The organism is Streptomyces sp. NPDC007856 (assembly GCF_042868225.1).
GTDB lineage: Bacteria > Actinomycetota > Actinomycetes > Streptomycetales > Streptomycetaceae > Streptomyces.
Genome location: NZ_JBIAEC010000031.1, coordinates 1 through 18383, shown reverse-complemented (window position 1 = coordinate 18383; position 18383 = coordinate 1). Strand labels below are relative to the sequence as shown.

The 18383-nt window shown below is 71.1% G+C and carries 20 protein-coding genes and 1 pseudogene; 8 read left to right on the top strand and 13 right to left on the bottom strand.

Annotated features, from left to right (window positions below):
• Positions 1-631: 631 nt before the first annotated feature.
• Entirely contained in the window at positions 632-1243 is a 612-nt protein-coding gene (locus tag ACFYOH_RS40640) for a TetR/AcrR family transcriptional regulator (protein WP_388636347.1), read from the bottom strand.
• A 237-nt stretch (positions 1244-1480) separates the two neighbouring features.
• Between ACFYOH_RS40640 and ACFYOH_RS40635 the strand changes: the two genes are divergently transcribed.
• From ACFYOH_RS40635 to ACFYOH_RS40625, 3 genes are all read left to right on the top strand, one after another.
• Positions 1481-2500, top strand: coding sequence for an aldo/keto reductase (locus ACFYOH_RS40635; protein ID WP_388636345.1), 1020 nt, complete (start codon positions 1481-1483; stop codon positions 2498-2500).
• Between the two features lie 66 nt (positions 2501-2566).
• The gene (locus ACFYOH_RS40630) at positions 2567-3445 is read left to right on the top strand and encodes an LLM class flavin-dependent oxidoreductase (RefSeq protein WP_388636343.1); all 879 of its coding nucleotides are present in this window, start codon (positions 2567-2569) and stop codon (positions 3443-3445) included.
• 224 nt (positions 3446-3669) lie between these two features.
• A complete protein-coding gene (locus ACFYOH_RS40625) occupies positions 3670-4152 on the top strand; it encodes a carboxymuconolactone decarboxylase family protein (protein WP_388636341.1) in 483 nt (160 codons plus the stop codon).
• A gap of 16 nt (positions 4153-4168) precedes the next feature.
• Here the strand turns inward: ACFYOH_RS40625 and ACFYOH_RS40620 are convergent, their stop codons facing one another.
• From ACFYOH_RS40620 to ACFYOH_RS40610, 3 genes are all read right to left on the bottom strand, one after another.
• Entirely contained in the window at positions 4169-4444 is a 276-nt protein-coding gene (locus ACFYOH_RS40620) for a hypothetical protein (protein ID WP_388636339.1), read from the bottom strand.
• A gap of 117 nt (positions 4445-4561) precedes the next feature.
• Positions 4562-5839, bottom strand: a complete 1278-nt coding sequence (locus ACFYOH_RS40615) for a hypothetical protein (RefSeq protein WP_388636337.1) — start codon at positions 5837-5839, stop codon at positions 4562-4564.
• A 665-nt stretch (positions 5840-6504) separates the two neighbouring features.
• The gene (locus ACFYOH_RS40610; protein ID WP_388636335.1) at positions 6505-7326 is read right to left on the bottom strand and encodes an SDR family oxidoreductase; all 822 of its coding nucleotides are present in this window, start codon (positions 7324-7326) and stop codon (positions 6505-6507) included.
• A gap of 82 nt (positions 7327-7408) precedes the next feature.
• Between ACFYOH_RS40610 and ACFYOH_RS40605 the strand changes: the two genes are divergently transcribed.
• From ACFYOH_RS40605 to ACFYOH_RS40595, 3 genes are all read left to right on the top strand, one after another.
• Positions 7409-8023, top strand: coding sequence for a TetR/AcrR family transcriptional regulator (locus ACFYOH_RS40605; RefSeq protein WP_388636333.1), 615 nt, complete (start codon positions 7409-7411; stop codon positions 8021-8023).
• A gap of 427 nt (positions 8024-8450) precedes the next feature.
• Positions 8451-8531, top strand: a complete 81-nt coding sequence (locus ACFYOH_RS40600) for a tryptorubin family RiPP precursor (RefSeq protein ID WP_388636393.1) — start codon at positions 8451-8453, stop codon at positions 8529-8531.
• Between the two features lie 138 nt (positions 8532-8669).
• The gene (locus ACFYOH_RS40595; protein WP_388636331.1) at positions 8670-9716 is read left to right on the top strand and encodes a cytochrome P450; all 1047 of its coding nucleotides are present in this window, start codon (positions 8670-8672) and stop codon (positions 9714-9716) included.
• Between the two features lie 14 nt (positions 9717-9730).
• Here ACFYOH_RS40595 and ACFYOH_RS40590 read toward each other — a convergent pair whose 3' ends face one another.
• From ACFYOH_RS40590 to ACFYOH_RS40555, 8 genes are all read right to left on the bottom strand, one after another.
• Positions 9731-10615 carry a DMT family transporter gene (locus tag ACFYOH_RS40590; protein ID WP_388636329.1) on the bottom strand — a complete coding sequence of 295 codons (885 nt, stop codon included), beginning with the start codon at positions 10613-10615 and terminating at the stop codon, positions 9731-9733.
• Positions 10616-10708: 93 nt separating this feature from the next.
• On the bottom strand, positions 10709-10969 hold the full coding sequence (locus ACFYOH_RS40585) for a hypothetical protein (protein WP_388636327.1): 261 nt from the start codon (positions 10967-10969) through the stop codon (positions 10709-10711).
• Positions 10970-10990: 21 nt separating this feature from the next.
• Positions 10991-11272, bottom strand: a complete 282-nt coding sequence (locus tag ACFYOH_RS40580) for a hypothetical protein (RefSeq protein WP_388636325.1) — start codon at positions 11270-11272, stop codon at positions 10991-10993.
• Positions 11273-11386: 114 nt separating this feature from the next.
• A complete protein-coding gene (locus tag ACFYOH_RS40575; protein ID WP_388636323.1) occupies positions 11387-12067 on the bottom strand; it encodes a maleylpyruvate isomerase N-terminal domain-containing protein in 681 nt (226 codons plus the stop codon).
• A 31-nt stretch (positions 12068-12098) separates the two neighbouring features.
• Positions 12099-12914: an ABC transporter permease gene (locus tag ACFYOH_RS40570; RefSeq protein WP_388636321.1), complete on the bottom strand. Its 816-nt coding sequence runs from the start codon at positions 12912-12914 to the stop codon at positions 12099-12101.
• 21 nt (positions 12915-12935) lie between these two features.
• Positions 12936-13817, bottom strand: a complete 882-nt coding sequence (locus ACFYOH_RS40565) for an ABC transporter permease (RefSeq protein ID WP_388636391.1) — start codon at positions 13815-13817, stop codon at positions 12936-12938.
• Positions 13818-13832: 15 nt separating this feature from the next.
• Complete coding sequence (locus tag ACFYOH_RS40560) at positions 13833-15029, bottom strand: ABC transporter substrate-binding protein (RefSeq protein ID WP_388636319.1); 1197 nt, start codon at positions 15027-15029, stop codon at positions 13833-13835.
• A gap of 36 nt (positions 15030-15065) precedes the next feature.
• A complete protein-coding gene (locus tag ACFYOH_RS40555) occupies positions 15066-16097 on the bottom strand; it encodes an ABC transporter ATP-binding protein (RefSeq protein ID WP_388636317.1) in 1032 nt (343 codons plus the stop codon).
• 118 nt (positions 16098-16215) lie between these two features.
• On the opposite strand from ACFYOH_RS40555, the gene ACFYOH_RS40550 reads away from it, so the two are divergent.
• On the top strand, positions 16216-16956 hold the full coding sequence (locus tag ACFYOH_RS40550) for a FadR/GntR family transcriptional regulator (protein ID WP_388636315.1): 741 nt from the start codon (positions 16216-16218) through the stop codon (positions 16954-16956).
• A gap of 37 nt (positions 16957-16993) precedes the next feature.
• Complete coding sequence (locus tag ACFYOH_RS40545) at positions 16994-17755, top strand: cache domain-containing protein (protein WP_388636313.1); 762 nt, start codon at positions 16994-16996, stop codon at positions 17753-17755.
• A 47-nt stretch (positions 17756-17802) separates the two neighbouring features.
• Here the strand turns inward: ACFYOH_RS40545 and ACFYOH_RS40540 are convergent.
• Positions 17803-18383: pseudogene (locus ACFYOH_RS40540) on the bottom strand (hypothetical protein); the annotation flags it as partial.

The following is an 18383-nucleotide window of genomic DNA, read 5'->3' as shown; positions in this document are numbered from 1 at the left end:
ACGGGCATGAGTGAGCCGTCGATGTAGGTCAGGTTGCCGTCCATGTCGATGCCCGCGGTGATCCGGTGGTCGGCGACCATGGCCGGCGCGGCGGCGGTACCGCCCGTCGAGTCCGTTGCGGGCGGCCTCCGCTATGAGTGGCATCTGCGACCCGACTCTCCTGTCGGCGATCCGGACGACGGCAGCGCACTCCGCCTCGCATGCGGCATACCGGTCGAGTCCGACCAGCGTCTGCGCGTGGTCCGAGCGGAGTTTGAGCGTCGGCGGATGCTCGGCGCCGAACGTCCTGCCGAACACCGGCAGCAGTTCGTCGTAGGCGGCAAGGGCCTCCTTGTGGTGGCCGTGGGCACACATCGCGGGCGCGGCGACGCTCAGGGCCAGCGGCGCGTAGGTATCGAGACGCAGCACCGACCGGGCCTCGGCCACAGCGCGCTCCTCGGCCTCCGCCTCGGCGGAACGCCCCTTCACGTACAGGGTCATGACTTGGGGTCAACGGCGATGTCGCGGTCTTTCCCGCATTGTTTCGGCCACGTGACCGGAAGAACTTCACGCCGGGAGCGTACGGAGGCCGTACACGCAGGCCGGCGGAAGTGGCGACAGAACGCCTCGGGCCACGCCGTGCCCGCCTCCCTCACCTGCCGGGCCGGGGGTCGGCGGGCTCGGCGCGCAGGCCTTGGACCAGGAGCTCCACCAGCCGGCGCGCGTCGTACCGGGGATCGCTCTCCGCTCCGATGCAGAGGTTCCCGACACCCCGCATGAGCTCGTAGGCCCGCAGGTCGGAGCGGATCTCGCCGGCGGCGGCCGCGGCTTCGAGCAGCTCGGTGCAGACGGGGAGGAGCCGGTCGAGGAAGTAGGCGTGGAGCGTGTCGAAGCCGGCGGTGTCGGACTTCAGCACGGCGGCGAGTCCGTGTTTGGTGACCAGGAAGTCGACGAAGAGGTCGATCCACCGCCCGAGCGCGGCGTGGGCGGTGGCACTCGCCTCCAGCAGGCCGGGACCGGCCTCGGCCAGGCTCTCCACCTGGTGCCGGTAGACGGCGATGATGAGATCCGAGCGCGTCGGGAAGTGGCGGTAGATCGTTCCCACCCCGACGCCGGCCCGGGCCGCGATGTCGCGTACCGGTGCTTCCACACCCGAGGTGACGAAGACCGCCGCGGCCGCGTCGAGCAGCGCCTCCTTGTTGCGCCGGGCATCGCTCCGCTTCGACCGGGCCGCGCGCCCCGACCCCTCGCCGCTGTCGCTCACAGCGCCGCTCCTTCCACAGCCGTGCTTGCTAAACGGAACGGTGTTCCGTATCGTCTTTTCCGGAACGACGTTCCGCTTTACTTATGGTGGCAGAGTGCCGGGCCGACCGCCAAGCCGGGCCGCCCGGGGCAGGCCACGCCGTCGCCGCGAGCTCCACCTCCCGCGGTCGGATTCCGCGGCACACCCTTATTCGCCCTCTGTTTCTACGACGCTTCCCCCGCAGTGAGGAGACAGGTCATGCAGTACCGCACCCTGGGCCGCACCGGCGTGCAGGTCAGCTCTCTCGCGCTCGGCGCGATGAATTTCGGCAGGATCGGCCGCACCACCCAGGACGAGGCCACCGCCCTCGTCGACGCCGCTCTCGACGGCGGGATCAACCTCATCGACACCGCCGACATGTACGGCGACGGTGAGTCGGAGGAGATGGTCGGCAAGGCCATCGCGGGCCGCCGTGACGACATCGTGCTGGCGACGAAGGCCGCCATGCCGATGGGTGACGAGCGCAACCACCGGGGCGGTTCGCGCCGCTGGCTGGTCACCGCGCTGGACGACAGCCTGCGCCGCCTCGGCGTCGATCACGTCGACCTCTACCAGATCCACCGGTGGGACCCGAACACCAGCGACGAGGAGACGCTGTCGGCGCTGACCGACCTGCAACGCGCGGGAAAGATCCGCTACTTCGGCTCCTCGACCTTCCCGGCGTATCGCATCGTCCAGGCGCAGTGGACCGCCCGGGAACACCATCTGGGCCGTTACGTCACCGAACAGCCCAGCTACTCCGTCCTGCAGCGCGGAATCGAGAGCCATGTGCTGCCCGTGACCGAGGAGTACGGGCTCGGCGTGCTGGTGTGGAGCCCGCTGGCCTCTGGCTGGCTGTCGGGCGCCATCCGTGCGGGCCGGGACATCACGACCAACCGCTCGGCGTTCATGCCGCAACGCTTCGACATCGGCGTCCCCGCCAACAGGGCCAGGCTCGAAGCCGTCGAGCAGTTGGCCCGGGTCGCCGACGAGGCCGGCCTCACGCTGATCCAGCTCGCGCTCGGTTTCGTCACCGCGCATCCCGCGGTGACCAGCGCGCTCGTCGGTCCCCGCACGCGGGACCATCTGCAGGCCCAACTCGCCGCCGCCGACACCGTGTTGTCCGCGGACGTGCTCGACGCCATCGACGCCGTCGTGGCCCCCGGAGCCGACCTGGCCCCCGAGGAGAAGCACGACACCCCGCCCGCGCTGCTCGACCCGGCCCTGCGACGCCGGTGAGCGCCGTATCCGCCACAGCCAAGTCCTGGACCACCACGTTTCCCGTGCCGAAAGGACCACCAGCTCATGCCGCACCCGTCCCGGCCTCGTTTCGGAATCATGACCGCCCCCTCGCAGGTCGACTACGACGACGTGCTGCGGGTCTGGCGTGAGGCGGACGCGATCCCGGAGATCGAGCACGCCTGGCTGTTCGATCACCTCATGCCGATCTTCGGCGATCCGGACGGTCCGGTCTTCGAGGGCTGGACACTGCTCGCGGCCCTCGCCGCCCACACCCGGCGCCTGCGCGTCGGCGTGCTCGTGACCAGCAACCGGTTCCGGCCGCCCGCGATGCTGGCCAAGATCGCGACGACCGTCGACATCGTCTCCGGCGGCCGGCTCGACTTCGGCATCGGCGTCGGCTCACGGCCCGGCCATCCCCTGGCCAGGCGTGAGTACGCGGCACACGGCCTGCCCTTCCACGAGTCCGCGCACGCCGTGGCGAGCCTGGCCGAAGCCTGCACGGTGATCCGGCGGCTGTGGACGGAGGCCGAGCCCTTCGACTTCCATGGCGTCCACCACCGTCTCACCGGAGCGTTCGGCAACCCCAAACCCGTTCAGCGCCCCCACCCGCCGATCCTCATCGGCGGCCGCTCCTCCGCGACCCTGCGGGTGGTCGCCGAACACGCCGACCTGTGGAACATCCCCGGCGGCGGTGACATCGACGACATCGCCGGCCGCAGTGCGCTGCTGGACCGCTATTGCACGGAGATCGGCCGCGACCCCGCTTCGGTCACCCGCTCGATCCACCTGCCCGTGTCCTACGACCGGCCCGGCAGTGCCCGGGACGCGATCGGCGAGGCGATCGACGCCGGTTTCCGGCACATCGTGCTCGGACTGCCGTCGCCGTACCCCGCCGGGGTCGCCCGGTGGATCACCGACGAGCTCATCAGCCCGTCGGCCTGAGCCGGCCCGCCGACGCCTCCCGGCTGCGGCACGGCGTACGATCATCGCCAAGTCGGGGTCGTACCACAGAGGTTGTACGCCGCGACGGCATCTCGGAGGACGTCGGTTCGAATCCGACCGTCCCGCGCGGGGCCGTGGTCGCGCGGTGGTGGTCGAAGGCCGTGTGATAGTTTCGAATTCAACATCTTTGGGGTGGTCGTCCACCGCAGCCCGAGGAGGCCAGGTTGAGCAGTCCCGTCACGGCCGGTGCCACGCGGCGGATATTCATCGACAAGCAGAGCCCCAAGGCGTATCACGCGCTGGTGCAGACGTCCGAGGCGGTCCGGGCGACCGCCGCCGAGGCCGGCCTGGACCGCACCCTGGTGGAGCTGATCAACCTCCGCGTGTCGCAGATCAACGGCTGCGCCTACTGCCTGCACGTGCACACCCGCGCCGCGCTGCGGGCCGGCGACACCCCGGACCGCCTGGGCGTGCTCGCCGCCTGGCGCGAGACCGAGCTGTTCACGCCAGCGGAGCGGGCCGCCCTGGCGCTGGCCGAGGCGACCACCGCCGCCGCGGACACCGCCGCCCAGGACGCCGCCTACGCTGCGGCCCGGGACGTGCTCACGGACGATCAGCTGGCGGCGGTGATCTGGGTGGCCGTCACCATCAACGCCTTCAACCGGGTCTCGATCATGAGCCGGCATCCGGTACGGCCGGAGCGGTGACCGCACGCGACCGCGTTCAGGGCGCGACCGCGGGTTCTGATCGATCGTCTCCAGCAGCCGTGCCACGCAGGTCGGCCGGGGGAACGCCGACCGCCAGTTCGAAGGCGCCGTCCAGCCGCCGCCGCGCCTCGTCGGCCCACAGCCGGGCCCACGAGGGCTCGGGCCGGGCCCGGTAGAGGGCGTCGCCCTCCGGTGGCTCCCAGGCTCGCACGGCCACCAGCGTGCGGCCGGTTCTCCGCGCCTCCACGATGCCGCGGCGCAACGCGGCCAGTCCGGCGAGCGAGTCGCTCACCCCGACGACGACGTCTCCGGCAGCAGTGCAAGGAAGGCCACCCCACTCGGACAAAGTCCGATCGGCGGAAAGTGGCCTCGAATGCGGGGTGGGGATCGGTGTTCGCAGGCTGCCGGATCAGCGCTCCGCTGCCCGTCGCCCGACGTCGCCCGACAGGCCCTGAGCGCCCTTCGCCGGCCGCAGGAACGCGCTCCACCCGCCCGCCGGCTTCTCGCCGACCTGGAGGCTGCGCAGCTTCGCCTGGATCTCGGGATCCTGGGCGTCGAGCCAGTCCGTGAACTGCCGGAACGAGACCAGACGCACGTCCTCCCGTCCTGCGATCTGCTTGAGCACCTCCTCGGCCGCGTCCATGTAGATGCCGCCGTTCCACTGCTCGAAGTGGTTGCCGATGAACAGCGGCGCCCGGTTGGTCTCGTACGCCCGCTGGAACCCGGCCAGGTACGACTGTGTCGCCTGGGCCCGCCAGTAGGGGTAGTTGTAGGAAGGTGCCCGCGTCGAGTTCTTGGACTGGTTCGCCAGCATGTTGTAGTCCATGGACAGCACCTCGAAGGTGTGCCCCGGAAAGGGGATGCTCTGCAGCGGCAGATCCCAGATGCCGCCCCGCTTCCTCGGCCAGCGTTGCACCCCGCCCGGTGAGGAGGCGTCGTAGCGCCAGCCGAGTTCCCGTGCGGTCGGCAGCAGGTTGTCCTGCCCGAGCAGGCACGGGGTGCGGCCGCCCACGAGTTCCTTGTCGTAGTCGAAGGGGAGCGACGGTTCGTCGTGCCAACCGGTGTGTGTACGCCATGACTTGACGAAGGACCGCGCCTGCTCGATCTCCGCTCGCCACTGTGCGGGCGTCCAGTTGGCCACCGATCCGGGGCCGGTGCAGAAGTGCCCGTTGAAATGGGTGCCGATCTCATGGCCGTCCAGCCAGGCCTGGCGGACGTACTTCAGTGTCTGCTTGAGGTGTCCGTCGGTGAGGTAGCCGATGTCCGAGGCGCCGACCGGGTTGTTCGGCGGGTCGTAGAGCCGCTTCTTGTCCTCCGGCAGGAGATAGAGGCCGGACAGGAAGAAGGTCATGTGCGCGCCGTGCGTGCGGGCGAGCTCCAGGAAACGCGGGAACAGGCCGGCACCCAACTCGCCGGCGCCGTCCCAGGAGAACACCACGAACTGTGGCGGCGTCTGTCCGGGTTCGAGGGCCATGGGTGACGCCGGCTGGTGCGGCTGGCGTCCGGTGTACGACGTCGAGCCGTCCCCGATCAGCCGGACCGCCCCCTGCTCCTCCGGGCTGCCGGGGGAGCCGTTCTGTCCGTCCCGGCCACTGCATGCGGCGAACGACGCGGCGGCCACACCGATGCCGGCGCCGATGCTGAGGCGTGCCGCACTCCGGCGGCTGATTCCACCCACGGCCACCATCCCAACCCGCGCCCTGCCGCGACGCGTTGTGCGCACCCTGAGCCGAAACTCCCGTCACTCGGCACCATAAAGGAAATAAATATACAAACTGGTTAACTGGGTGCGGTGTGGCGCGCAAAGTGATCGACAAGCATCGCTGGCGTCACACGTCCGGCCCTACTGCGCCTCAGGCCGGGGCGCCGCCCCCTGGGAGGCCTGGGGCCGCGTCCGTCGTGAACTCGGCTTCCGCCGGCACCGGTCCCCGCAGCCGGCCGGCGAAGACGTCGACGCCGAGGGAAGGCACGCTGAACCGGGTCTTGGTGGGTGCCAGGGCCGGCAGCGTGGCCAGTGCCTGTACTCGGCCGGCGACAGACAGATGTTCGCGACAAGCCCCTGCGCGGTGCCGAACCGGGCCGCCGGGACCTTCCGCGTGAGTTTCAACTCCATGTCGCCGCAAGGCGACAGGGCACGACGAAGCCTCAGGCGCGCGCCCGTCGGATACCGGTCGGTGATCACTCGGACGGCTGTCACCGCCGAAGGCGCGGCCGGCAGGAAGCGTCGCTCGCGCTCGACACGTCCGTACCGGCCCGGGCGTACGGTGTCGCCGTCGACACATCCCGCTTCCTCGCTCATCGCCCCGGCATCCCAGCCCGGCCTCCGCCGCTCACCGGACGAGCTCGTGGGCATCAGCGGAACGCCGCCACGTTGCGCGCAGCCCACGCGGAGAAGGGGGCCGCGGGGCGGCCGAGCAGGCGCGCCACATCCGTGCCGACCGCCTGCTCCTCCGGGGTGGGGGTGCCCAGGACGGCGAGCGTGCCCTCGGCGACGGCGGGCGGCATGAACCGGACCATCTGTGCGAGGGCCTCCTCGCGGCTCTGCTCCACGAACGTCACCGGCTCGCCGAGCGCGGCGGCGATCGCCGCCGCACGCTGTCGTGGCGTGGTGGGCTCCGGGCCGGTCAGTGTGTACGTGACGCCGTCGTGCCCGTCCTCGCGCAGTACGGCCGCCGCCACCGCGGCGACGTCGTCCGGGTCGACGAACGGCAGTGCCACATCGGCGAACGGCGCCGCCGCGATGCGGTGCCGGCGGACCGGCTCGGCCCAGGCCAGCGCGTTGGAGTCCAGCCCGCCCGAGCGCAACACCGTGAACGGCAGCCCCGACCCGGCCGCCGCCGCCTCGAAGCGCGCCGCGTGCGCGTACATGTCCGGCCGGGTGCCCACGCCCTGCGAGGACAGCAGCACCACCTTCCGCACGCCGGCCGCGGCGGCCCGGCGCAGGATGCCGACCGGATCCTCTCCGGCCACGAGCAGGAACAGTGCCTTGGCGCCCGCCAGGGCGGGGGCGAGGCTCTGCGGCCCTCCGAGGTCGGCGGCGACGGCCCGCACCCCCGGCGGCACGTCCTCCTCGCCGATGTGCCGGGCGACGGCGGTCACCGTCTCCCCGGCCTGGACCAACGCCGCGACCAGGGCCCGTCCGACATTCCCCGTGGCACCCGTGACGACCGTCATGGCAGTTCTCCCAACTGAGTTAGTTGACTAACTAAGACGCGACCATAGTCCGCGCCCGAGTGCGTTGTCTATCCTTAGTCAGGTGACTGACTCAGATTCCGCCGCCGCGACACAGACCGCGTGGCCCGGCCGATCAGGCCGCGGTGGCAAGCGTGAACGCCTGGTGACGGCGGCCGTCCAGGTCTTCCACGAGCAGGGAGTGGAGAAGACCACCCTCGGCGACATCGCCCGTACGGCCGAGGTGCCGCTCGGCAATGTCTACTACTACTTCAAGACCAAGGATCAGCTCGTCGAAGCCGCTGTGGCCGCCCACTGCGAGCAACTGGATGTGCTCACAAGGCAATTGGATGCCCTCCCGGATCCGGCCGCCCGGCTGAAGGCCCTCGTCTCCGGCTGGGTCGACCAGCGCGAGACCGCGGCCCGTTTCGGCTGTCCCTTCGGCACCCTCGCCACGGAGCTCGACAAGCGCGACGACGGTCTGGACCGGGCCGCCGCGAAGGTCATGCGAGCCCTGCTCGACTGGGTGGAGTCCCAGTTCGCCCAGCTCGGTCGCGCCGATGCCGCCGCCCTCGCCGTCGAACTCGTCGCGGCCTACCAGGGCATGTCCGTCCTCACCAACACCCTGCGCGACCCGGGCCTGATGGCCGCCCAGGGTGAACGCCTCCAGTCGTGGATCGACGGGATCGCGAAGCGGTGAGGGACCGGTAGGGAAGTGCGCGCCGCCGGGGGGCGTGCGCGCGGGTCTATTACCGGCCTTCCGGGTGCACCGCAGCGTGTGCCGCATCCGGCCAATCTCCGGCCGGTGAGGCGCCGGACCGCGCTGCGGAGGGCGTCCGCTCCCGTCGCTGAGGTGTCCGGCATCCGGAGTGCCGGCGCGGTGCCCCATCAGGGAAACAGGGCCCGGAGGGGGCCGGGTGGTCACTCGGCTGTGTGCGGGGTCAAGGCGGAGCGCCGGTGAGCGGTGAACGACCGAAATCGACCACACCGCAAGGCAATTGATCACGGCGGCGATTACGCGCGGGCCGGACGAGGGAAGTTTTCCGGAGCCACCGACACATGATCTTCACCGGTGGATTCCGGTGCCGGCGCGTGTCACCCGTCCACCCCCGAGAGGAGGTGCAGTGATGAAGCTTCTCTTCGCCATCCGCAACAAGGTCGCGGCAGCCAAGAGCCTGAAGGCGAGCGCCTGGTACCTCTGGTACTGATTGCGCGCCTCGCCGTACAGGTGAGGTGACATCGTTGTCCGGCCGTGCGCACGGTCACGGCCGGCCGGACAGCGGTGGTCCGTCGTAGTACGGCGCTCGCCTCTGTCCCCGACCGCCCTTCTGCCAACGGGAGCATCCATGCCGCCGTCCTCCGCCACGCGGGTGCGCAGCACCGTGTTCGCCCCACGGCTCGCCGCACTCATCCGCGCCCACACCGGCCAGGACGTCTTCCGGTTGGAACCCGACACGATCGGGGTCGCGGGACACGAGGTCGCCGATCGCATCCTCGCCGCACGCCGGGCGACGGAGACCGAGCGCCCCACCTTCAAGCCGCTGCACGGACGTTCCATCACGCGCACCGAGGCGTCCACGGTCACCCGCACCATGGGAAACGACGTGCGTGACGCGCTCGCCAGGCCCCTGCCGAAGGGCGTCGACCTCGCCGGGTCCTGGCCGCTGACCGGGCATCTCTTCCTGCGGGACCTCATCCTCGGCCAGGATCCCCACCGCCTGCGCATGCTGATGAGCCGCAACCTCGAACTCACGCCGAAACTCACCTGGTCGGTGATCGCGATCGGCGCCGCCCTGCCGGGCTGGCCCCGGCCGAGCGAGCGGCTCACCGGGCTCGCCGGCCGGGCCGCGCGGGCCACCGGCTACCAGGAGCGCCGGTACGCGATGGGCGTGTACCGCAGGGCGGCCGCACCCGTGTGTTTCACCGTCTCGACGCTGGTGGCCAACGCCCTCTGGCTCGGTTCGCCCTTCGACGACACCATGTCCAACCGGAACATCATCCTGGAGTCCCTGCGGCTGCTGCCGCCTTCGTGGAACATCCTGCGCAACGCCTCGCCCGAGTACCCGGCCGTCGACGACCGGATCGGCGAGCGGGACGACGTCCTGGTACTGCCGTTGCTGTCTCATAGAGACCCGGCCCTGTGGCACGAGCCGGACCGCTTCCGCCCAGAGCGCTGGGACGACCTCGACCCCGACACCGCACCGGGGTATCTGCCCTTCGGCCACTCCTCCGAGCGCTGCTGGGGCAGGCACATGGTGATGCCGCTCGCCGAGCTGCTGCTCGACCTGATCCGCAGCGCCGGGCTGGTGGTCGACCCCGCTCAGCGGGTCGGCAAGGTCCCGCTCCTCGGCCTGCTGGGCGTGGAGGACGTACGGCTGGTGCGGCCCCGCTGACGTGCGGGCCCCGCTCAGGTCGCCATGTCCCGTTCTTCCACCGCGACCGGCACCACGACGATGTGCTGGACGGCACGGCTGAGCACCAGCACGCCTCCGATGATCAGGAGGGCGCCCGCGGCCCCCGGGACCAGCCACCAGCCCGTGCGGATCCGCTCCCCGAACAGGGTCATGCCGAGCGTCAGGCTCACCACCGCGTCGCCGATGGTCAGCGCCGGCTGCGCCGCGGCCAGCGGACCGGCCTGGAGGGCGTTCTCCAGCAGGATCACGGCCCCGACACCGGCGAGCGCGAAGCCGTACGTCTGCCAGGAGCGCAGGAACGCCGCGAACCCGTGGTCGGCGAAGGTGCCGCTGGCCGACTTCAGCAGGGCGGCGGTCAGCGCGTTGCCCGTGGCGGAGGCCGCGGCCAGCAGCGCGGCGCGCCGGGCCGGCGAGCGGCCCCGGCCGCAGGACAGCAGCACCGCCGCGGCCATCCCGCCGACGCACAGGCACAGCGCCGGGATCCAGCGGCTGAGCGGCGCCTGGTCGACGGCGCCGTGCGGGGCGGCGGCGATCAGCAGCACGGCGAGACCAGCCACACAGGCGCCGACGCCCCACCAGCCCGAGTGGGGCAGCCGCCGGTGCATGAGCGGGGCGGCGACGAGCAGCGCGAAGGGCAGCTCCAGGACGAAGAGCGGCTGGACCAGCGCGAGCGGGCCGTTGACCAGGGCCAGGCTCTGGAACAGCGCGGCGCCGACCACAGCGCACATGCCGATCACCCAGAAGGGCCGGCGCACCAGCTCCGCGAGGAGCCGGAGCCCGCCGCGGCTGCTCGCCGACGCGGCCTTGCGCTGGAAGGCGGTGCCCACGGCGTTGCTCGCCGCGCCCGCGACGGCGAACGCCGCGGCGAGTTCGATCACGACCGTCTCCTGCCTGCGGGAGGCCTCCCGTAGGAGCTTCGGATCTCTTCAGCCTACGGAAGGGGGCGTCCGGACGCCGGTCGGAACGGTGGATCAGCTCAGGGTGAGATCGTCGGCGTAGACCGCGCCCTGGCCGTACCAGCCGTGGACGTACACCCTGACCGTGCCCGAGGCGCCGGTCGTGAACGGGACCGTGAGCTTCGCCCACGACGAGGAGGAGGTCCAGGTGCCGGCCGTGGCGCCCCCGCTGACGCCGAGGTAGGCGTACGGACCCTGCACCCAGCCGCTCAGCGTGTAGGAGGTGTCGGGCTTCAGGGCCAGGGTCTGTGCTGACCAGGTCGCCTCCCGGCCCATCGTGCCCTTCGCGTGGCCTGCTCAGGTGGCCCGGGTGCCACCGCCCCGGCGGATACGGCCCAGCAGGTCCCGGTGATAGGCGGCGAGTTGCCCGGCGGGCACGGGCGCGGGGCTGCCGGCGAGGGTGTACCAGGTGTCGCTGCCGGAGTGCTGGACGGCGACGCGCACGCTGTGGCCGTCGGACAGCAGGATGGTGGCCACGGTCAGGTCACCGGTGATGACGCCGACCTCCTCGGTCATCGCCCCGCCGGGGCCGGCGGTGACCCGGTCGACGTAACTGTTGATGCTCGGTGGGGTGTGCATGGGGCGCAGGCTTCCATCAACCCGGGCGGCGAGTCCCGCACCGCGCAGGTGTCGCCCGCGGGTGTCCCCGTGTTGGGCGTGTGATCTGCGCCGGCCGGCACCGAGAGGGGGGGGTCAGCCGAACAGCGGGAACCGGTCGGCCGCCGCGCCCAGCGAGGCGCGCTCGGCCTCGGTCAGCGCGGTCCGGCCGGTGCCCACGCGGGCGTAGTGCGCGTCGCTCCACTCCGCCGGCGCGGGGCGGCCGAGCAGACCGTCCAGGGTGGTGCGCACCGCGGCCAGTCCCTCGGGTGCCGGTCCGGCCGCGTGCGGGAGCCGGACGGTCAGATCCAGGTGGTGGACGGTCGCCTCCACCGCGAGGGTGCTCAGCAGATCCCCGGCCGTCAGCACATGTCCCTGCGTGCCGACGTGCTGTGCGGGGTCGGCCGTCTCCGCCGCGTGCACGGCCGCCGCCAGCGTCTCCAGATACAGGCCCTGGAGCTGACCGAAGTCGAGGAACATGCTCGCGTTCACCCGCACCCAGCGCCGGCCGTTCGCCGCCCCCACGGTGTCCGGCCGCCAGTCCTGCCAGTACGTCACCGCGTCCCGGTCCACCGGCGCCCGCGTCGGCGTGTGCAGGGCCACCAGAGCGCGCTGGGCGTCCGTCAGGCAGTGGAAGACGAGATCGCGGACCGCCCAGCCGGTACAGCCCGTCGGCAGCCACGACTCCTCGTCACCCAGGTCGGCGGCGACCGCCGAGGCGGCCTCGTAGGCCGCGCACAGCGCCTTCGTCGGGACGACCGCATCCACAGAACTCATGCCTCCCCCTGTTCGTCCGCCGTACAGACCGTCACACCCGGCTCGACGTCGCCGTGTCCGCGGACAGCCGCTGGGCTACGTAGATCGGGATCACCGACAGCAGGACGAGTACCGCGGCCACGACGTTCACCACCGGTGCCTGCTGCGGCCGGGTCATGTTGTCGAAAATCCAGATGGGCAGGGTCTCGATGCCGGGCCCCGCGGTGAACGTCGTCACCACGATCTCGTCGAAGGACAGGGCGAAGGCGAGTAGACCACCGGCCAGCAGCGCGGAACGGACCAGCGGGAAGGTGACGTCCGCGAAGGCGCGGAAGGTGGTCGCGCCGAGGTCCATGGCCGCTTCCTCGTACGAGGCGTCCGTACGGCGCAGCCGGGCCACCACGTTGTTGAAGACGATCACGATGCAGAAGGTGGCGTGCCCGACGATCACCGTGAACAGTCCGAGCCCCACGCCGAGCGGTTCCAGCACCGTGCCGAAGGCCGAGTTGAGGGCGATGCCGGTGACGATGCCGGGCAGCGCGATCGGCAGGACCACGATGAACGACACCGTGTCACGGCCGAAGAAGCGGTGCCGGGCCACGGCGAACGCGATGAGCGTGCCGAGGACCAGCGCGATCGCGGTCGCCCCCAGCCCCGCCTTCACCGAGACCCACAGGGCCTGCCGGGCACCGGAGTCGTGCCCGGCCACCGACCACCAGCGCCAGGTCAGCCCGGGCGGTGGCCAGCTCGCACTGCGGTCGGGATTGAGCGAGTTGACGAGGACGAGCAGCAGCGGGACGTAGATCACCGCGAAACCGAGCCCGGCGCCGGTGCGCAGGGCGATGCGCGCGGTGCGGCTGAGATGCATGGTGCTGTTCTCCTCCAGGTCCTACAGGCTGTTCAGGGCACCCGTACGGCGGATGGCCAGCAGATACAGGACGATCACGACGACGGGCACGGTGCCGAGCGCGGCGGCCATGGGCAGATTGAGCTCGATGTTGGAGTAGACGAGGTTGCCGATCAGCTGGGTCTTGCCGCCGACGATCTGCACGGTGATGTAGTCACCGAGGCTGAGCGAGAAGGTGAACACCGAACCGGCCGCGACCGACGGCAGCACCATCGGCAGCACCACCGAGCGGAAGGTCCGCCCGGCCCGCGCCCCGAGGTCGGCCGAGGCGTCGAGCAGGTTGGCGGGGAGCTGTTCGAGCGCCGTGTGGATCGGCAGGATCATGTACGGCAGCCACAGGTACGTCAGGGTGAGGACGGTGGCCGGCAGGCCGAAGCCGGGGCCGCTCAGCCCGAACGGCGCGAGCATCCAGTCGGTGAGGCCGCCCTGGGACAGGATGAGCCGCCAGGCGTACACCTTGACCAGGTAACTCGCCCACAGGGGAGTCAGGATGGCGACCACGAGCAGGGGGCGCCATCTCGGCCGGGCCACCCGTGCGGTGTAGAAGGCGACCGGGAAGGCGATCACCGCGCACAGCACGGTCACCGCGAGCGCCACGCCCACACTGCGCAGGATCACCTGCCGGAAGACGGGCGTGGTGAACAGCTCGTGGAAGTTGTCCGTCGACCAGACCTTCACCACCTGCGAGGTGAAGGAGTTCGTCGTCCAGAACGCCGAGATGAAAAGCACCGCCAGCGAGCCGAGGTAGAGGACGGCGAGCCACAGCAGCGGGGCGGTGAGCAGCAGGGTCAGCCGCAGCCGGGGCCTGCGGTGCAGGGTTCCGGCCAGCCGCCGGACGGTTCCCCGGCCGGCGGCGGTCGTCATGTCGGTCGTCACGGCTCAGCCCTTGATCTCGGTCCAGGCCTGCACCCACTTGGCGTACGGCACGCACTTGACGTCCTTGCGGCCGTCCAGGCACTGCTCGATGGGCGTGTTCCAGAAGGCGATCTTCTTCCAGTAGTTCTCGTCGGCCGCGTGGTAGACGGTGCAGAAGTTCTTGTCGCTGGTCTCGGCGCAGGCCTTGGAGTTGGCCGGAGCCTCGCCGAAGTACTCGGCGACCTGGGCGTTGACCTTGGGCGAGACGATCCAGTCCAACCACTTGTAGGCGCAGTTGGGGTGCTTGGCCTTGCTGTAGACCATCCAGGTGTCGGACCAGCCGGTCGAACCCTCCTTCGGCACCAGCGCCTTGACCTTGGCGCCCTCGGAGGCGGCGAGGCTGGCGATGACCTGCCAGGTGGTGCCGACCACCGAGTCACCGCTCTTGAAGGCGGACACCTCCTTGAGGTAGTCGCTCCAGTACTCGCCGACGTCCTTGTTCTGCTGCTTGAGCAGGGCCACGGCCGCGTCGAACTGCTTCTGGTCGAGGGCGTAAGGGTCCTTGATCTTCAACTCGGGCTTGGTGGCCTTGAGATAGAGGGCCGCGTCGGCGATGTAGATCGGCGAGTCGTACGCGGTGACGTGCCCCTTGTACCGGGAGGCGCCGTCGAAGACGGCGGACCAGGAGGTGGGCGCGGGCTTGACCTTGTCGGCGTTGTACATCAGCAGGTTGGCGCCCCGGCCGTGCGGGATGCCGTACATCTGGCCCTTCACCGAGTTCCAGGCGCCGTTCTTCAGCCCGCTGAAGATGTCCTTGTAGTTGGGGACCAGGGCGGTGTTCACCGGGGCCGCGTCCCCGGCGGCGATCAGGCGCAGGGAGGCGTCCCCCGAAGCGGAGACGGCGTCGTACTCGCCGGTCTTCATCAGCTTGACCATCTCGTCCGAGCTGGCGGCGACCTTGGAGTGGACCTGGCAGCCCGTCTGCTTCTCGAAGTCGCCGACCCAGTTCACCTTCGGGTCGTTGGAGCCGTCCTCGACATAGCCGGCCCAGGCGATCAGGTTGACCTGGCCCTCCGTCCTGCCGAGCTTCGTCGGGGCCTTGAGGTCGGGCGGGTTGAGCCCGGTGGCGGACGAGCCGCCCGAGCCGGAGGAGTCACAGGCGGCGGCGAGCAGCAGCGCGGCGGCGCAGGCCGCGGTGCGCAGGACACGGGTGGGACGCACGGCGTTCTCCATGGGGACGTAGAGGCGGGGGAGAGGTCAGGAGGGCAGCCGGACGGCGTGCCGGCGGTGCCAGGTCAGGCGCACCCGGGTGCCGCGGTAGGCGGCGACGTCCTCGGAGGAGGTCTCCAGGTTCTGCTGGAGCGTGGTGAGCCGGCCGCCGCCGTCGAGGTCGACCAGGAAGCGGGTGGCGTCGCCCAGGTAGACCACCTCGGCGACGGTTCCGACGGTGCTCGTGTGCCCCGGCTCGTCCACCTCGGCGGACTCCTTCAGGACGCGGATCTTCTCCGGCCGGATGTTGTACGTGCCCGGGCTGCCGACGATCCGGTGCGCCGCCTCGCCGTCGAGAAGGTTCGAGGTGCCGACGAAGGAGGCGACGAACGGGGTCGCCGGGCGTTCGTAGATCTCCGCGGGCGTGCCGACCTGGGCGATACGGCCCTGGTCGAAGACGGCGATGCGGTCGCTCATCGTCAGGGCCTCCTCCTGGTCGTGGGTGACGAAGACGAAGGTGATGCCGACCTCCCGCTGGATGGCCTTGAGTTCGACCTGCATCTGCTCGCGCAGCTTCAGGTCGAGGGCGCCGAGGGGCTCGTCCAGCAGCAGGACCCGGGGCCGGCCGACGAGCGCGCGGGCGAGGGCGACACGCTGGCGCTGCCCGCCGGAGAGCTGGGCCGGACGCCGCTGGCCGTAGCCCTCCAGGCGGACCTCGGCGAGGGCCTTGCGGGCGCGGACGAGCCGTTCGGCCTTCGGTACCTTGCGGACCTTCAGCCCGTAGGCGACGTTCTGCTCGACCGTCATGTGCGGGAAGAGGGCGTAGTCCTGGAAGACCGTGTGCACGTCCCGCTCGAACGGGGCGAGGCCGGTGACCTCCTGCCCGGCGAGTTCGATCCGGCCCTGGTCCGGTGTCTCGAACCCGGCGACCAGCCGGAGGACGGTCGTCTTGCCGGATCCGGACGGGCCGAGCATCGAGAAGAACTCGCCGTCCCGGATCTCCAGGTCGACCCCGGCCACGGCGGTCGTCCCACCGAACGACTTCCGCAGGTCCTGCAGCCGGATCGCAATTCCCTCCATAGGGGAACCTTTCTGGCGCGCTGTACATTGAACCGTTGACGGTAAACATATGAAGTCATAGTTCTAAGTTCAAGATCCCCTTAGGGTAAAGCTTGAGTCAATGCACGAGGTGGTGACCGTGAGGCAGTACGAGATCGAGGGCGGCGCCCGCAGGGCCGTCTTCAGCCCGGTGGACAACCGGGCCCGCGTGGACGCGGTCGTCCGCCGCATCGGCGACGCCATCGAACTGGGTCTGCTGGCCGACGGCGAGCAGCTGCCCGGCGAGACCGAGCTGGCCGGACAGCTCGGCGTCTCCACGGTCACCCTGCGCGAGGCGCTCATGGCCCTGCGCCAACAGGGCCTCGTCACCACGCGCCGGGGCCGCGGCGGCGGCAGCTTCGTCTCGCTGCCCGAAGTCCCCGCCGACGACCGCCTCAAGGCCCGGCTGCGCGGCTGGAGCACCGAGGAACTGCGCGACCTGGGCGACCACTGGGCCGCCCTGTCCGGCGCCGCCGCCCGGCTCGCCGCCCAGCGCACCGAACCCGAGGACCTGCACCAACTCCGCCGTACCACCGATGAGTTGACCCGGGCCGAGGACGCGGCGGCGCGCAGCCGCCTGTACGGCCGCTTCCATGTCGAACTCGCGGCGGCCGCCCAGTCCGCCCGGCTCACCCGTGAACAGGTCGCCCTGCAGAGCGAGATCGGCGCACTGCTGTGCCTGGTCCTGGCCGACGACGCATGTCGTGAAGAAGTTGCGGAACGTCACCGGGCCGTGATCTCCGCCGTGCAAGATGGTGCCCACGAAACGGCCGGCACATTGGCCGAGCGGTGCGTCAGGGAGTCGACGGCGCGGCTCGTCGCCGTGCGCCTCACCCTCTGACCGCACCGCGTCAGGTTCCCGTCCGCTGGAGGACACGATGGGCCGGAGTACCGCGCTCGCCACCTTCGACACGGAAGCCGAGGCGTGGGTGGCCGCACAGGTCGGCAGTGCGCTGGAGGCCGTCTTCCGGACGGTCGCCGCCACTCGCACCGACACCGAAGCCCTGCTCCGCCGGGTGGTGGCCGAGGGCCGGCGGCCGGCCAGTGCCGACCTCGCCGCCCTGCGCCCCGGGCTGCACGTCCACCTGACGCGCGAGGAACTCGTCTCCGGCGTCGGCTTCGTCGCGGCGCCCGGCCTGCTGACGGACGTGCCCGCCTGGCTGGAGTGGTGGCAGTCCGGCGCCGACGGCGACGTACGCCCGCTTCTGCTCGACCTCGATCCCGGCCAGTCGGCGTACTCCGACTACACGCACTGGGACTGGTTCGCGCTGCCCCGCGACACCGGGCGCCGGGCGGTGGCCGGACCGTACGTCGACTACCTCTGCTCCGACGAGTACAGCCTCACCCTCTCCGAACCCGTCCTGATCCAGGGCCGGTTCGCGGGAGTCGCCGCCGCCGACGTCTACCTGCGGCACTTCGAGACGGCCGTCCTGCCCCTCCTGCGGCGCCTGCCCCGCCCCGCCCACCTGGTGAACGCCAGGGGCCGGGTCGCCGCCTCCGCCGACCCGGCCCACCTGGCCGGCTCCCTCACCAAGGGCCCGGACATCGGCGAACTCCTCGGCGCGGCGCGGCCCGGCACGTACGACGGCATGCGCCTGGTGCCGTGCCGGGGCGTGCCATTGGTGCTGGTGCTCGCCTGAGCCGAGCAGGCGGACGGCTCAGGCGCGGACGTCGTTGCCCCAGAGGATCAGCCGCTGTGCGCGGCGCTGACGAGGTCGGGTAGGAGCTTCGCCGCGTTCGGCGTGCCCAGTCCGGTGACGGGGTCCCACCCTGTGGTGGCCGAGTAGCCCGGGACCGAGGTTTCGGCGGTGTTGTTGCCCACGGTGATGTCGTTGAAGTCCGCCGCGTATGTGGCCGGGTCCGACGCGAGCTTGTACAGAGTCGGGTTGATGAGTCCGAGTCCACCGCCGTTGATCTGGTCGGCGAGGGAGACCAGGCCCGCCCACTGGGGACATGCCAACGACGTGCCGCCGATGTCGTACCAGCCCGTGCTGCACGGTGTGCTGCCACACTTCAGCCCGCTCTGGCCGTCGGGCGGGAGGGACAGGTACACCAGCGCTCCCGTGGACGGGCTCGCCTGCAGGGAGACGTCCGGAACGCCGCGCGTCGCACCGATGGAGGTGCTGCCGGCCGGCATCGCGCCCGACTGGTAGTCCGGCTTGGCGAAGACGCTGCTGTAGCCGCCGCCGGAGCCGATCCAGCCGATCTCCGACTGGCCGGCGGCCTTCTGACAGGCCCCCGGCGGGGAGGCGCTGTCCACGACCCTGC